We start from the raw sequence: 13,963 nt of genomic DNA on the forward strand, positions 1-13,963 counted from the left end.
GCCCATGGTTTACTCTGAAAGTCACAAACCATACCTTCATTTATTTCCGCTGTCTGAGGTACCGGTGAAAAAACTCTTCCTGGGGCACCGGCCTTCCGTAGTAATACCCCTGGGCATAAGAAAAACCCAGTTGTTTCAGAAGGCGGGTCTGTTCCCCTGTCTCCACGCCCTCCGCTATAACCTGCAGCTGCAGCTCCTTTGCCATGTTCACAATCATCCGCATGATTTGCTGCCTGCGCAATACATTGACTCCCTGCTTCAGGAATTCCAAATCCAGCTTTAAAACATCAATGGGCAGCTCCGAAAGTGTATTGAGGGAAGAATAGCCCTTCCCGAAATCATCCATCTCTATAACAAACCCCAGCTGCCTCAGGCGGTCCACCACCGACATCAGCTGGCGGGAATCCGTTACATAAGCGCTCTCCGTTATTTCCAGATGAAGTTCACCTGGTTCCAGCCCGCTTTCCTCTACCATCTGAGCCAGAATCTCAGGCAGTTCGCCATGATAGATATCTGCCCTGGACACATTCACCGACACCGGGACGTAATCCATTCCTTCTTTTTTCCAGCGCTCCAGCATCCGGCAGGCCTTTCTCCACACATACTGGTCCAGGGCGTAGATAAAGCCGTTCTTTTCAAATATAGGTATAAAATCCCCCGGCAGTATCCTTCCATACTCAGGATGGTCCCACCGCACCAGCACCTCCGCCCCTATGAGCCTGCCGGTTTCAATTTCCACCTTGGGCTGCAGGAACAGATGAAACTCCTCCCGTTCCAGTGATTCCTCCATGGTATTGATGACCTTCTGCTCCAGCACCATTTTCTGGCGCATGGACTCGTCATAGACAGCGCAGCGGCAGTTAAACAATCCTTTTATGCTGGCCGAGGCCAGAAGGGCCCGGTCGCACATCCTGGGCACGGTGATGCGGCGGTCCTCCACCGGATAGATTCCGGCCTTAATCTGGATACGCATGGGCAGGCGCGGATTTTCCGCCAGACTGTCCAGCCTCCGGTCCAGTTCCTCATAGAATCTGTCTTCATGGGCCACCAGGCCAAAGAACATGTCGGCCCTGGCCCTGGCAAACAATCCCTTCCCCTTCAGCGGAATGCCCAGAAGGCAGTCTGCCAGCCGTTTTAACAGCTGGTCCCCAGCCGCGGACCCAAAGGCGTCATTTACCATCTTAAACCGTTCTATATCCACTGCCACAATGTCATACCCATTTGCGGAATCCTCCTCCAGAACAGCGCCGGCCCTTTCATAAAATACGCGCTCCGTAAACAGACCGGTGAGAGGGTCCCGCTCCAGATGCTCGATGGTATCCCTGGCCTGCCTGGCTTCCTCCAGCATGACCTTAAGACGGGCATTGGCCTTGGCCAGCTCTCTCTGGGAATTGATAAGCTGGTTATTTACCTTCTGTATCTCATAGTAACCGGAACCATAGGCGGCGTGTCCGCTGTCCTGTCTGAGCAGTTCCTCCCACTCATCCATCTCCCGGGCATCGCAAAAAAGCTGCTTTACATTCTGTCCCTCATGGACCATGTCCGCAGAATTGTGCTGAATTATCTTGATTACATTTCCCTGCAAATCACATAGAGCAATATATCCCATCATTATCCCTTTTCCAGTACATGGTCCGCCCATGACACAAGCTGCCTTGCATCGCGGGTATATACATCCACCTTCCAGTTCCTCCATATCTCATTCGTGCTCATAAATGCATTCCCGCCCACGGCAATCCTGCATCCGGGAAACAGGCTGTGAATCCGGTCCGCCGCCTCCCGGCAGAGCCTCAGATGCTGGGGCATGGTCACAGAAAGGGCAACCAGCTGCGGCTGATGCTCTTCCATGGCTTCCTCCAGGGCATTAAAGGGCACGGACGCCCCGAGATAAATGCTGTCCCATCCGTCATACTCAAACAGGTCCGCCACCATGCGGGCTCCCATCTCATGGAGCTCACTGCCCACGCAGGCTGCCATCATCTTCCTGTTCCTGCGCTTCTGGCCGAATATTACAGGATACATCCGGGACAACGCCAGCTGGGTGACGGATGTGCAGTAATGCTCCTTGTCCACGGAAATGACATTTTCATGCCACAGGTCCCCCACGCGTCTCATGGACTCCGCTATAATATCCCCGTATATATCCCTTAAGGGGATACCCTCCTCCAGATAGCCAGTCACAAGGGACACAGCGGTCCTGGTGTCGGATGCCAGCAGGCTGTCCAGATACTGTCTGACCTGGCTCTCATACTTTTCCGGCTTCCACTCCTTTTTACAGGTCCCCTTTCCGTATTCCCCGGCCGCTGCCCTGGCCCCAAGGTCTGTCAGCCGGACCGCCTTCATCCCGTCATTCTTGTTCATTACCCTTGATGCACAGTCTCCCACCTGTTTAAAATGCCGCCAGACCATATTCCTCAGTCCATCCTCCGGACACTGTGCCATCACAGGAAGAAGAAGCCGGTACAGCCACCTGGCGTACTCCTCAAATATCCTGGCATCCTCCAGGACAAAGGCAGTGTTTAAAATTTCAATGTCCAGCTGCACCGCCTCCTGCACCTTGTCCCTGTCGCCGGCCGGAATGTCATGCCGCTCCATATAAGAAAACAAGTCACAGGGCTGCTTATATACCTCATCTGCCAATTTCCGAAATTCCATATCATAGTCATGCAATTCCGTGTCATTGTCATAAAATCCCGCATCATAATTTACTGACATCCCATCCACCTCGGATTCCCATACTGAATGTATGCAATCATTCCTCATATGTGCTGTCAAGCCGGAACCTCTCTATAAGTCCTTTCAGCAGCAGTGCCTGAGCCGAAAGCTCCTCGCTGGCAGCAGCGCTTTCCTCAGCAGTGGCTGAATTCTCCTGAATCACGCCCGCTATCTGCTCCATCTCCCGCGTCACCTGTTCCACGGAGTACGCCTGTTCCCTGGATGCGGAAGATATATCGTCCATGGTCTTTACCACCTTCTGTACCCCGGTCAATGCGTTCCTCATGGAAACAGCCGTTGCGTCCACTATTTTTGTTCCGTCCTCCACTGCCTTTAAGGAGTTATTGATAAGGTCAGCCGTATTTCTGGAAGCCTCGGCGCTCTTGGAAGCCAGGTTTCTGACCTCCCCTGCCACCACGGCAAATCCTTTTCCTGCGTCCCCTGCCCGGGCCGCTTCCACAGCGGCATTCAGGGCCAGTATGTTGGTCTGAAACGCAATATCCTGTATGGTCCTGATGATTTCCCGTATTTTAAAGGAGCTTGTTTTGATATTGTGTATGGCGTCCTGAAGCTCCTGCATCCTTCGGTCGCTTTCCGCTGCTTCCTCCCCCACATTCCCGGCCATCCGGCTGCCCTCCAAGGCCCGGTCGGCATTGGATGAAATCTGCTGGGAAAGGTCGTTGATAACAGTGGCCAGTTCCTCCACTGAGCCTGCCTGTTCCGCAGCCCCCCTGGACAGGGTCTGGGCTCCCGCGGACACCTGCTCCGAACCGCAGGAAACCTGCTCCGCGGAAATGCTGATTTGCCGTAAGGTATGGTTCAGGGCGCCCATGATTTTCTCCAGGGCTTCCCGTATAAACCTGAAATCACCTATATAATCCCCCTTTACCGGCACAGCCAGATTACCTGCGGAAACCTCTGTCAGTATGTGTGTTATGTCCTCAATGATGTCCTTTAAGGAACGGACCGAGGAACGGACGCTTTCAGACAGCCTTCCAATCTCATCATCTCCGCCGGCCCGTATATCCGCATTCAGGTTTCCTCTGGAAAATGCCTCCATGCTTGCGCTGATTTCACCCAGGGGCCTCATCAGTCTGCGGACCACAAAGACAATCAGCAGGACCAGCAGGGCCAGCAGCAGAATGGAGATGAATACCATGGTCTCAATCAGATGATTGCGGGTGTAGTTTACTTCTGACAAGGGCAGCGTGGCCACTGCCAGCCAGTCCGTTGTCCTGCAGTTCCGGAACATGGCCGTATACCTGACCCCTGAATATGTAAAATCAGTGATGCCGTTGTAATTATTCCTCACCTTATCTTTATAATCATCTGATATAGTAAGCTCACTGACATTCCTGCCGGAAGCAGTGGGGTCGTCGCTGTATATGTAATCCGAGCCGTTGGAAATCAGCTCCAGATATCCTGCCTCCCCTACCTTTATTCCGGAAAGAGTCTGCTTAAGCGTATCCAGATTTACGTCAAATCCAAACAGCCCTGCTGGCCCTGTGCCGGACCCGGACACCACCGGAGACACGATGGAGACAATCATCTCCTGGGTGGCCGGGTCCAGAAACGGCTCTGTTATGATGGTCTTCCCTTCCGAAACCACGGTTCCGTACCATGCCGTGTCCTCCAAACCAGCATCCACCACACTGCCGTCCGACAAAAGGTAGCAGTCTGTCCTGGGGTCCGCCACCCATGCCTGCATCACCTTCTCCGTTTCCCCCATCTGCTCCAATGCACTGCCCAGCACTCTCAGCACCTCGCCATGCCCGTTATAGGACCTGATGTCATCCTTACCGGTGACCGATGCAAAATAAGCCTGCAAATCATCATTCTCACGGAACATGCTGGCTGCCGTAACCTTGCTGCTGAAGAAATCATCCACCCTGGAAACAGCATAATCTGTCTGAACCTTCAGTATCTTGTCATTCAGGATGGATATGGCTCCGGCTGCCATGACACAGGATATCGTAATGAGTATGATTAAAAAAGGAATCAGAACACACAGCAGACTCAGGCTTATTTTAAACGAGACAGAGCCCCTTCTGTGTCCTTTGCCCTCCTGCCGGTTATTCCTGCCCCTGCCCTCTGAATTTGTCATAAGTTTCATATCCCCCTGCTGTATTCATAGATTCCTGATACTATTCTATTCATTATACCATAGCACCAGAAAAAGGCAAACCGAAAGGGCTGCAAAAAAAAGCATGATACCTGCAACATGCAGCATACCATGCCTGTATTATCACTATACCATGCCTTTCATCGTATTTACATCCCCATTATGCCTCTGCGGCTGCCAGCGCCTTTCCCAGCTCCCTGCACTGATTCAGCGCATCCTCATCCGGGCTTTCCTGGGCAATGACGCCCCTGCCGCCCACTACTTCAGCGCCTGCATCAGCCATACGGGTCTGCCAGTCGCGCATCCACTCTCCGTCTCCCCATCCATAGGAGCCAAAGAGTCCGATGTGCCTGCCAAAAGCAAATGCTTCCACCTCTGTCACAAAGGGCTCCATCTCTCCTTCTTCCAGAACCTCTGCCCCCATGGCCGGGCATCCCAGGGCAAAAACGCCTGCCTCCCTGAGGGCGTCTGCGGATATATTGGAAACCTCTGTGACCAGGGCCTCCTTTCCCGCCTCTTTGATGCCTTCCGCCACTGCATTGGCCATGGCCTGCGTATTGCCTGTCTGTGACCAGTAAACTACCATAATCTGATTCATGTCATGTATCCTCCTTATATTCTCATTGATTTATATTGATTCAGATTGTGCAACCTTAAGATTCCATCAATCTTCATACCGCGGGAAACCAAATGAATCATGCGCTCACGGGCCTGGCTGTATGCCCGGAAGATGCGCTTGCACTCAGGCAGGTCCGCATATACCTTCCAGTATCCCATATAAAGAAAATCCTTTCCGTTATTTTCAATGAATCCCATCACGTCCTTTGCAGGATAGCCCAGCAGCAGGCCTATCTCATGGGGGAAACCGGCACGGTCTTCCATGTGCTCCTCATATTTAATGGATACAAGGCTTAGTATCTCCTCCAAATCCCATCCCCTGTAACCAAACCGTTCCATCAGGGTCTTTACTTCGGGCCGGGCCAGATACGCTTCAAGAGCCTGCCTGATGTAAAGAAGAAATGTGGTTTTCTCAGTTGATTCATACAAAATGCAGCAGGACACTGCCGTATCCCTGAACAGTTCCGGGACCGCCGCCCTCCTGGAACGGTTTACGGTCAGAAGGTTGGATATCTTCATACCTGTCAGTAAAGGTGCACACTGCAATGCCACCTGGGTATCCAAATCGTTTGGATTCAGGTTCAGCATTAGGCGTAAGGTTTCTTTGCTCACGTATTACCTCCGGCTGTCTCATAATTTTAGTTTGGCTGAAAGGTTCTGTAGTTAGTTATAACTAACCCTTTTACATCGTATCAGACCTGGCGGAAAATTACAATAGCAGAAACAGGGAATAATTCTCATTTTTTATGAGTTTTTTTCGTTTTTATGGTAATGAGTTTTTTTATCTGTATTTAAAATAATAATGAGTTTTTATCTCATTGAAATTTTGAATGCATTTTTTTAAATTATGGTATATAATAGTCGGATACCCGAACAGGAACTGCCTGTTGAAAAAATCATATATCCGAGGTGACATATGGAATTACTGCAATTACGTTATTTTCTGACAGCTGCTGAATATCAGCACATGACAAAGGCGGCTGAGCATCTTCAGATAGCCCAGCCAGCACTCTCCCAGGCCATCCACAGGCTGGAAGCAGAGCTGGGCGTACCCCTCTTTGAGAGAAAGAACAGAAGCATAGAACTGAATGAAGCAGGACGCCTTCTTCAAAAGCGGCTGATTCCCATTGTAAGCGCCCTGGACCGGATTCCAGGCGAACTGAGGGCGGACCAGTACATGTCCAGCCATACCATCCATTTAAAGCTTCTGGCAGCCTCCACCCTGATTACCAACCGCATCATTGCCTACAGGGCCCTGCGGCCGGACGTTAACTTCCAGCTGTACCAGGCTGAGAATCATGCTGACTACGATTTGTGTGTGTCTGCGGTGCGGTCCGACTTAAAAAATGCGGATTATGAGGATTACATGGTCATGCTGGAGGAGGACCTGTATCTGGCTGTTCCCACCCATTCCCCTTATGGGGACAAGGATTCCATCAATCTGGCTGATACCAGGAACGCTGGGTACATATGCCTGGCAGGCTCCAGGCCCATACGCCAGATATGCAACAGCTATTTTTCAGAGGCTGATTTTGTTCCAAACGTGATTTTTGAAAGCGATACAACGGAATCCGTCAGGAACCTGATTGCCGCCGGACTGGGCATTGGATTCTGGCCCCAGTACTCCTGGGGACCATTGGGCGGGGAATGGGGGCCCATGTCTCCCCACTCCCCGGTAAAGCTGCTCCCCATCAGGGACCAGGTATGCCGCCGGCAGATTATCCTCATGTGCTCCCCTCTCGGCAAGGACAATCCCATTGTGATGGACTTCTGCAATTTCCTTATACAAAACTCAAAATGGCTGTAGGATGTTTCCATCCCACAGCCATTCTTTCATATTGCCGCTGCTTCCTAATGTAATGTTGCTGTTTCCAGGAAGTTGCTCCCATCACTTTAATTCCCTCAGATGGCTTCCTTTCAGCCTGGAGAGCGCCCTTGCCATGGAAGCCTGGGACATCTTGAATTCCCTCAGGCTCAGTTTCTGGCGCAGCTGCTCTTGCGCGCGCTCCAGCGCTTCCCTGGCCCTGACCTCGTCAATATCCTCAGGCCGTTCCGCCGTGTCCACTATCATGGTCACACGGTTATTGGCCACCTGCAGGATTCCGCGTCCCACAATGGCCTGATGCCATTCTGTTTCCTCCGGCACCTTAAAGCGCAGGTTTCCCTCCTGGACAGCCAGAATCATGGCTTCATGGTGGGGCATAATGCCCATCTCACCGTCTGGTGCTGGCACCACCAGATACGTACAATGCCCGTTATAAAACACGTGGTCGCTGGCAACGATTTTCAGCCAAAATGCAGACATATCCCGGCTCCTTTCTGTGGCATACAGCCCTGTTAAGCCTCATGGTGCTCCAGGGTCTTAGCCTTCTCCACAACCTCGTCAATGGTACCCACATTGAAAAACGCCGCCTCGGGATACCCGTCCATCTCGCCGTCAATAATGGCCTTAAACCCGCGGATGGTCTCTTTTACAGGCACATATTTCCCCGGTACGCCGGTAAAGTTTTCCGCCACATGGAAGGGCTGGGATAAGAATCTCTGAATCTTTCTGGCACGGTTTACGGTCAGCTTATCCTCCTCGGATAACTCCTCCATGCCCAAGATGGCAATAATGTCCTGCAGCTCCTTATACTTCTGAAGCATCTGCTGCACCTTGTTGGCCACCTCATAATGCTCCCTGCCCACCACATCCTCTTCCAGGATACGGGAGGTGGATTCCAGAGGGTCCACAGCCGGGTAAATGCCCTGCTCCACAATTTTCCTGGACAAGACCGTGGTGGCGTCCAGATGGGCAAAGGTGGTGGCAGGCGCCGGGTCCGTCAAATCATCTGCAGGCACGTACACGGCCTGTACCGAGGTAACGGAGCCGTTCTTGGTGGAAGCAATACGCTCCTGCAGCTCGCCCACCTCAGTGGCCAGGGTGGGCTGATATCCCACGGCCGAGGGCATACGTCCCAGAAGGGCGGATACCTCGGAACCGGCCTGGACAAAACGGAATATGTTGTCGATGAACAGAAGCACGTTCTGGTGCTCCACATCCCTGAAATACTCGGCCATGGTCAGCCCTGTCTCGGCCACGCGCATACGCGCCCCCGGCGGCTCATTCATCTGTCCGAATACCAGGGCTGTCTTTTCCAGCACCCCGGACTCCCTCATCTCGGTCCACAGGTCATTACCTTCACGGGAACGCTCTCCCACGCCCGTAAAGATGGAATATCCGCCGTGTTCCGTTGCTATGTTGGTTATCAGTTCCTGTATCAGTACGGTCTTTCCCACGCCGGCGCCGCCGAAGAGTCCAATCTTTCCTCCCTTGGCATAAGGGGCCAGCAAATCAATTACCTTGATGCCTGTCTCCAGCATCTCCACAACAGGGCTCTGGTCCTCAAAAGAAGGCGGGTCCCTGTGGATTACCCACTTATCCTCACCTTCCAGGCTCTCTCCTCCGTCAATGGTTTCGCCCAAAACGTTGAAGAGACGTCCCAGAGTCTTCTCGCCTACAGGCACCTGGATACCGGCGCCTGTAGGCTCCACTTCCATATCCTTGCACAGGCCGTCGCTGGATGCCAGCATGATGCAGCGCACCACATTGCCGCCTACATGCTGGGCCACCTCCATGACGCACTTCTTCCCCTGGTTATCCACCACCAGGGCGTCCTTGATATGGGGAAGTCCGTCATCCTCAAAAGCCACGTCAACTACAGGTCCCATGACCTGTATGATTTTTCCCTTGCTCATGGCTGCCTCCTTCTATATTTACGAATTTACGAATGTTTCTTTTTCTGTGCCTTGGCGCCGCTGATTACCTCTGTGATTTCCTGGGTAATGGCAGCCTGCCTTACACGGTTATACTCTATGGACAAGTCGTTCAGGATTGCATTGGCATTGTCGCTGGCGGACTGCATCGCCATCATCCTGGCGTTCTGCTCGCTGCAGAAGGACTCCACCAGGGCGCCGAATATGAACCCGGTCACATAGTTGGGGACCACGTGGTCCATGACAGCGCTGGGGGAAGGTACCATCTGTATCTCCTCCTGGATAATATCCGCCGGAATGACAATATTGCTGAAATCCTCCCGCTTAAGGGGAAGAAGCTCTGTCATCTCGGCCTCCATCTTCATGCTGTTAATCATCTGCGTATATATAATCCAGACCTCATCCAGGCGTCCTTCCTCATAATCCTCCAATATGGTGGAGGAAATCAGACGGGCGCGGTGCATGGTGGGATTCTGTACCGTGTAATGGAACTGCTCCTCCACGCGGATATGCCTGGCCTCAAAATAATGGCGTCCCAATTCTCCCACCACGTAGAGCCGGTGGTTCTTGCTCTGTTCCATCCACTCCTGGGCCATCTTCAGCACATTATGGTTGTAAGCGCCTGCCAGTCCCTTATCGCCGGTTATAACAATCAGGCCCTTTATCCTGTCCTCCTCCTTGATTTCCTTCCTTGGATTGAAGTAAAAATGCTCCACATCCGGCATATGGCGCAGGATGCGGCGTATCAAATCCTGGAGAGAATAGAAGTAAGGCTCTGTTTCCTCCAGCAGTTTCCTGCTCTTTTTAAGCTTTGTGGAGGAAATCAGGTACATGGCATTGGTTATCTTCCGGGTATCCTGGACGCTCTTCATACGGCTGAGGATTTCTCTTGCATTTGCCATATTAACTCCTTCTTCCTGGTCAGACGGATGCCTTGTACTGGTTTGTCTTGTACTGGTTTGCCGCATCCACGATGCGGTTTGTCAGGTCATCGTTCAGAACCCTGGTTTCCTCAATTTCTTTACCAATCTCCGGGTGCTTTTCATCAAACCAGGCCAGCATGTTCATCTGGAATTCCTTGATATCCGAAACCTCAACGGACAGCATAACCTTGTGGGTTGCCGCGCAGAGGGTGATGACCTGTTCATGAAGGCTGAGGGGCCTTCCCAGAGGCTGTTTCAGCAGTTCCATAAGGCGTTTGCCGTAAGCCAGCTGCTCCTTGGTAGCCTCATCCAGGTCAGAGCTGAACTGGGTGAACACCTCCATCTCGCGGTACTGCGCCAAATCGATACGGATGCTTCCGGATGCCTTTTTCATGGCCTTTGTCTGGGCTGCGCCGCCCACACGGGACACAGAAAGGCCCACGTTTACCGCCGGTCTCATGCCGGAGAAGAACAGGTCGCTTTCCAGGAATATCTGTCCGTCTGTAATGGAGATGACGTTGGTGGGAATATACGCCGACACATCGCCTGCCTGCGTCTCGATGATAGGCAGGGCTGTAATGGAGCCGCCTCCCTTTTCATCGCACAATCTGCTGGAACGCTCCAGAAGGCGTGAATGAAGGTAGAATACGTCGCCCGGATACGCCTCACGGCCCGGAGAGCGCTCCAGCAGCAGGGACAGTGCCCTGTAAGCCACTGCATGTTTTGACAGGTCATCGTAGACAATCAAAACATCCCTTCCCTGATGCATAAAATATTCAGCCATGGCAGTCCCTGCATAGGGGGCTATGTACTGAAGAGGCGCTGCCTCGCTGGCCGTGGAGGACATGACAATGGTGTAGCCCATGGCGTCGTTCTTCTTAAGGGTGGAAACCAGCTTTGCCACGGTGGATGCCTTCTGGCCAATGGCAACATAGATGCAGACCACATCCTTGCCCTTTTGGTTCAGAATGGTATCCATGGCAATGGAGGTCTTGCCTGTCTGACGGTCCCCTATGATTAATTCCCTCTGGCCGCGGCCTATGGGGAACATGGAATCAATGGCCAGGATACCTGTCTCCATGGGAACACCCACTGACTTTCTGTCCACGATGCCGGGAGCTTCCTCCTCCACCGGCCGGTAATCCTCTTCCTTTACAGGGCCCAGTCCGTCAATGGGTTCTCCCAGGGCGTTGACCACCCTTCCCAAGAATCCGTTTCCCACAGGTACGCCCGCCCTTTTCCTGGTACGGACCACCTTGGTGCCCTGGCCCACTCCTGTATCCTTACCGAAAAGAATACAGCCAATCTCATTCTTACGGATGTCCTGGACCATTCCCTTGACACCATTTTCAAATATTACGATTTCCCCGTACATGGCATGTTCAATGCCGTATACGATTGCTATGCCGTCTCCTACCCAGATAACAGAACCAGTTTCCTGTTCCTGTCCGGCATGCATGTCAAAATTCTCAATCTCGCTCTTAATGATGGAGATGATTTCCTGGGAACTGATTGTGCTCATATCAAGACTCCTATCTTACCACAGCCCCGCGGAGCCTTAAAAGCTGCCCCTTCAGGCTGTAATCATATTCTGTATCCCCGGCCTTCAGGACAAAACCGCCCATCAGGTCCGGCTGGTTCACCAATCGGATGTTCACATCTTTTTTCTTATATTTTCTGCACAGAAACTGCTTTATTCCTGTAATCTGGGCCGCACCCGGCATGGTAACATAGTGAAGCTGCGCTTCCATGATGCCTGCCTTCTTCCGGGCATAGGCATCTCTGGCCGCTGCTATCTCCTCTGTCTGTCCGATGCATCCCGCATCACAAGCCTTTTTTAAAAAACGTACCATCAATGCAGAAAACTCGGGTTCCCTGAACACCTTCTCAATCACGGCATGCTTACTTTTCGCGGGAACCACCGGGCTTATTAGCACCTCCGGAAGTTCCGGATTCTCCTTAAGCAGCTCTGCCGCCTTCCTGACCATTTCTTCCGGTATGCCCAGCTCATATAAAACAATGGCATACATCCTGGCTGTCTCAGTCATTTCCTTCACCTGATTCTGCTAAAAAGCGGTTGTATAGGTTCCTGTCGCCGTCCGGTCCGCTCTGCTCGCTGATTAACCTGGCGGCAGCTGTCATGGCCAGACCGGCCACACCGGCCTTTAAGTCATTCATGGCCTTCTCGCGCTCCAGGGCAATGGTTCTGTCCGCTTCCTCCATCTTCCTGGCAGCGTCTGCCCTGGCCTGGGCCAGAATCTTCTCATACTCCGCGGCAGCCCTGTTCCTGGCATCCTCGATGATTCTGGAAGCTTCCTGGTCCGCATTGCCGATGGAAGCCTGGTACTGCTCTTTCATCCGGCAGGCTTCCGTCTCCCTGTTCTTTGCTTCGTCCAGGTCGTGCTCAATCATCTGCTGCCTCTCATCCAGTATCCTGCGCACCGGACCAATCAGGAAGTGCTTCATGAACAGGTATAAAACCAGAAGGTTGATAACCGTAAAGGCTACATTCCAAATGTTTAAATTTAACATATTAAGCCGCCTTCCTGCTGTAAATTATTTTAAAAACAGAATGATTAAAAGGCCGATGACAAAGCCGTAAATAGCGGTTGCCTCAGCGAGGGCGCATCCCAGCAGCAGCGCCTTGGTAATCTTGCCGTCTGCCTCAGGCTGTCTTGCAATGGCGTCCACTGCCTTGGAGGTGGCCAGACCAATACCAATACCTGCTCCAACACCTGTAATAACTGCAACACCTGCTCCTAATGCGATTAATCCTGTCATAATAAGACTCTCCTTTTTCTCTCAATTTTTTCTTTTTCCATAAGGCTGCAAACTTAATCCTCAATGGCTTCTTTTATATATAATGATGTGAGGAACACAAACACATATGCCTGTATCACTCCGTCAAATATATCAAAATAGAAGCTGAATGGCAGCGGCACAATAAGCGGCAGCAGATGCTTGATAAGCGCCATGACAACAATGGCGCCCAGCACGTTGCCGAACAACCGCATGCACAGGGACAATGGCCGTATAAACAGCTCCAGCACATTGATTGGCGCTATGATGGCAATGGGCTCCTCAAAGCTTTTTATCCATCCCTTGACACCCTTCCTGCGGATGCCGGCCACTTCCACCAGCACGATACTCATCACAGCCAGGGAAACAGTCACATTCAAATCCTTGGTCGGCGACTTGAAGCCAAGAAGTCCAATCATATTGGCGATTCCTATGTATATCACCACGGTAATCAGATAGGGTATATAATCCCTTCCTTCCTTTCCCAAAAGCCCTTCAAAGAAATCATAGATAAAGGACATGCCGCTTTCCAGGGCAGCCTGCTTTTTGCTTATGTTCCTTACCTTTAGGCCATGGACCAGTATCAGGGAAGCCGCCATCATAATTGCCATGATAATCCACGTCACCACCACGGATTCCATCACATCAATACCGCCGAACAGCGGTATGGTGAACACCACATTGCAGTTAAGCTCTTCCATCAGTGATTCCACTAAACCGTTCATACTAAACAACCCCCTTTCTCTTCTCGTTTGCTTTTGCCTATTATAGTCATCTGGTTTAATAATTTCAAATACATATTATTTATAAATTGATAATATAAATGTTATGAAAATGAAAATGTAACAAATCCCGGCCCATTTTATTTTATAATTTGTATATTATATCACGACACATAAGATTGATTTTCACAGCATCTTAACGTCAAGAAAGAAATTTGTATCATTTTGCACAATAAAAGGTTATAAAATTATATAATCTGGAACTTTTGGAAATTTCCGGGTGAAAATGTAACCGAAACGCAGGAGAA

Annotated in this window: 14 protein-coding genes; 1 reads left to right on the forward strand and 13 read right to left on the reverse strand. The window is 51.4% G+C overall.

The window, feature by feature from the left end; genetic code table 11:
• Positions 1 to 40 precede the first annotated feature (40 nt).
• The 5 genes from FGS84_RS07300 to FGS84_RS07320 form a co-directional block, all read right to left on the reverse strand.
• Positions 41 to 1,612, reverse strand: coding sequence for a bifunctional diguanylate cyclase/phosphodiesterase (locus FGS84_RS07300; RefSeq protein ID WP_171042558.1), 1,572 nt, complete (start codon positions 1,610 to 1,612; stop codon positions 41 to 43).
• Positions 1,612 to 2,715: a cobalamin-dependent protein gene (locus FGS84_RS07305; RefSeq protein ID WP_138307114.1), complete on the reverse strand. Its 1,104-nt coding sequence runs from the start codon at positions 2,713 to 2,715 to the stop codon at positions 1,612 to 1,614. The genes FGS84_RS07300 and FGS84_RS07305 overlap by 1 nt, the downstream gene beginning before the upstream one ends.
• Positions 2,716 to 2,752: 37 nt before the next feature.
• Positions 2,753 to 4,819, reverse strand: coding sequence for a methyl-accepting chemotaxis protein (locus FGS84_RS07310; protein WP_138307116.1), 2,067 nt, complete (start codon positions 4,817 to 4,819; stop codon positions 2,753 to 2,755).
• A 178-nt stretch (positions 4,820 to 4,997) separates the two neighbouring features.
• Positions 4,998 to 5,435, reverse strand: coding sequence for a flavodoxin (locus tag FGS84_RS07315; protein WP_138307118.1), 438 nt, complete (start codon positions 5,433 to 5,435; stop codon positions 4,998 to 5,000).
• A 14-nt stretch (positions 5,436 to 5,449) separates the two neighbouring features.
• Positions 5,450 to 6,067, reverse strand: coding sequence for a DUF3793 family protein (locus FGS84_RS07320; protein WP_138307120.1), 618 nt, complete (start codon positions 6,065 to 6,067; stop codon positions 5,450 to 5,452).
• Between the two features lie 304 nt (positions 6,068 to 6,371).
• On the opposite strand from FGS84_RS07320, the gene FGS84_RS07325 reads away from it, so the two are divergent.
• Positions 6,372 to 7,262 carry a LysR family transcriptional regulator gene (locus FGS84_RS07325; protein WP_138307122.1) on the forward strand — a complete coding sequence of 297 codons (891 nt, stop codon included), beginning with the start codon at positions 6,372 to 6,374 and terminating at the stop codon, positions 7,260 to 7,262.
• Positions 7,263 to 7,343: 81 nt separating this feature from the next.
• Here FGS84_RS07325 and atpC read toward each other — a convergent pair whose 3' ends face one another.
• The 8 genes from atpC to FGS84_RS07365 are packed head-to-tail and all read right to left on the reverse strand — an operon-like array spanning position 7,344 to position 13,658.
• Complete coding sequence (atpC, locus tag FGS84_RS07330) at positions 7,344 to 7,760, reverse strand: ATP synthase F1 subunit epsilon (RefSeq protein WP_138307124.1); 417 nt, start codon at positions 7,758 to 7,760, stop codon at positions 7,344 to 7,346.
• Positions 7,761 to 7,792: 32 nt separating this feature from the next.
• The gene (gene atpD, locus FGS84_RS07335; RefSeq protein WP_138307126.1) at positions 7,793 to 9,193 is read right to left on the reverse strand and encodes a F0F1 ATP synthase subunit beta; all 1,401 of its coding nucleotides are present in this window, start codon (positions 9,191 to 9,193) and stop codon (positions 7,793 to 7,795) included.
• 26 nt (positions 9,194 to 9,219) lie between these two features.
• Entirely contained in the window at positions 9,220 to 10,113 is an 894-nt protein-coding gene (gene atpG / locus FGS84_RS07340; protein ID WP_138307128.1) for an ATP synthase F1 subunit gamma, read from the reverse strand.
• Between the two features lie 19 nt (positions 10,114 to 10,132).
• Positions 10,133 to 11,656, reverse strand: a complete 1,524-nt coding sequence (gene atpA, locus FGS84_RS07345) for a F0F1 ATP synthase subunit alpha (RefSeq protein WP_138307131.1) — start codon at positions 11,654 to 11,656, stop codon at positions 10,133 to 10,135.
• Between the two features lie 10 nt (positions 11,657 to 11,666).
• The gene (gene atpH, locus FGS84_RS07350; RefSeq protein WP_138307516.1) at positions 11,667 to 12,182 is read right to left on the reverse strand and encodes an ATP synthase F1 subunit delta; all 516 of its coding nucleotides are present in this window, start codon (positions 12,180 to 12,182) and stop codon (positions 11,667 to 11,669) included.
• On the reverse strand, positions 12,175 to 12,666 hold the full coding sequence (atpF, locus tag FGS84_RS07355; RefSeq protein ID WP_138307133.1) for a F0F1 ATP synthase subunit B: 492 nt from the start codon (positions 12,664 to 12,666) through the stop codon (positions 12,175 to 12,177). The genes atpH and atpF overlap by 8 nt, the downstream gene beginning before the upstream one ends.
• 24 nt (positions 12,667 to 12,690) lie before the next feature.
• Positions 12,691 to 12,915, reverse strand: coding sequence for an ATP synthase F0 subunit C (gene atpE, locus FGS84_RS07360; RefSeq protein ID WP_138307135.1), 225 nt, complete (start codon positions 12,913 to 12,915; stop codon positions 12,691 to 12,693).
• Positions 12,916 to 12,968: 53 nt separating this feature from the next.
• Positions 12,969 to 13,658, reverse strand: a complete 690-nt coding sequence (locus FGS84_RS07365; protein WP_138307137.1) for a F0F1 ATP synthase subunit A — start codon at positions 13,656 to 13,658, stop codon at positions 12,969 to 12,971.
• Between the last annotated feature and the right edge of the window lie 305 nt (positions 13,659 to 13,963).

Source organism: Clostridium sp. 1001271st1 H5 (genome assembly GCF_005845215.1).
In the GTDB taxonomy this organism is placed as follows: domain Bacteria; phylum Bacillota; class Clostridia; order Lachnospirales; family Lachnospiraceae; genus Enterocloster.

Bases quoted from the DNA above. Each gene is read 5' to 3' on its own strand.
- FGS84_RS07300 (WP_171042558.1), bottom strand. From the start codon at position 1,612: ATGATGGGATATATTGCTCTATGTGATTTGCAGGGAAATGTAATCAAG.
- FGS84_RS07305 (WP_138307114.1), bottom strand. From the start codon at position 2,715: ATGTCAGTAAATTATGATGCGGGATTTTATGACAATGACACGGAATTG.
- FGS84_RS07310 (WP_138307116.1), bottom strand. From the start codon at position 4,819: ATGACAAATTCAGAGGGCAGGGGCAGGAATAACCGGCAGGAGGGCAAA.
- FGS84_RS07315 (WP_138307118.1), bottom strand. From the start codon at position 5,435: ATGAATCAGATTATGGTAGTTTACTGGTCACAGACAGGCAATACGCAG.
- FGS84_RS07325 (WP_138307122.1), top strand. From the start codon at position 6,372: ATGGAATTACTGCAATTACGTTATTTTCTGACAGCTGCTGAATATCAG.
- atpC (WP_138307124.1), bottom strand. From the start codon at position 7,760: ATGTCTGCATTTTGGCTGAAAATCGTTGCCAGCGACCACGTGTTTTAT.
- atpD (WP_138307126.1), bottom strand. From the start codon at position 9,193: ATGAGCAAGGGAAAAATCATACAGGTCATGGGACCTGTAGTTGACGTG.
- atpG (WP_138307128.1), bottom strand. From the start codon at position 10,113: ATGGCAAATGCAAGAGAAATCCTCAGCCGTATGAAGAGCGTCCAGGAT.
- atpA (WP_138307131.1), bottom strand. From the start codon at position 11,656: ATGAGCACAATCAGTTCCCAGGAAATCATCTCCATCATTAAGAGCGAG.
- atpH (WP_138307516.1), bottom strand. From the start codon at position 12,182: ATGACTGAGACAGCCAGGATGTATGCCATTGTTTTATATGAGCTGGGC.
- atpF (WP_138307133.1), bottom strand. From the start codon at position 12,666: ATGTTAAATTTAAACATTTGGAATGTAGCCTTTACGGTTATCAACCTT.
- atpE (WP_138307135.1), bottom strand. From the start codon at position 12,915: ATGACAGGATTAATCGCATTAGGAGCAGGTGTTGCAGTTATTACAGGT.
- FGS84_RS07365 (WP_138307137.1), bottom strand. From the start codon at position 13,658: ATGAACGGTTTAGTGGAATCACTGATGGAAGAGCTTAACTGCAATGTG.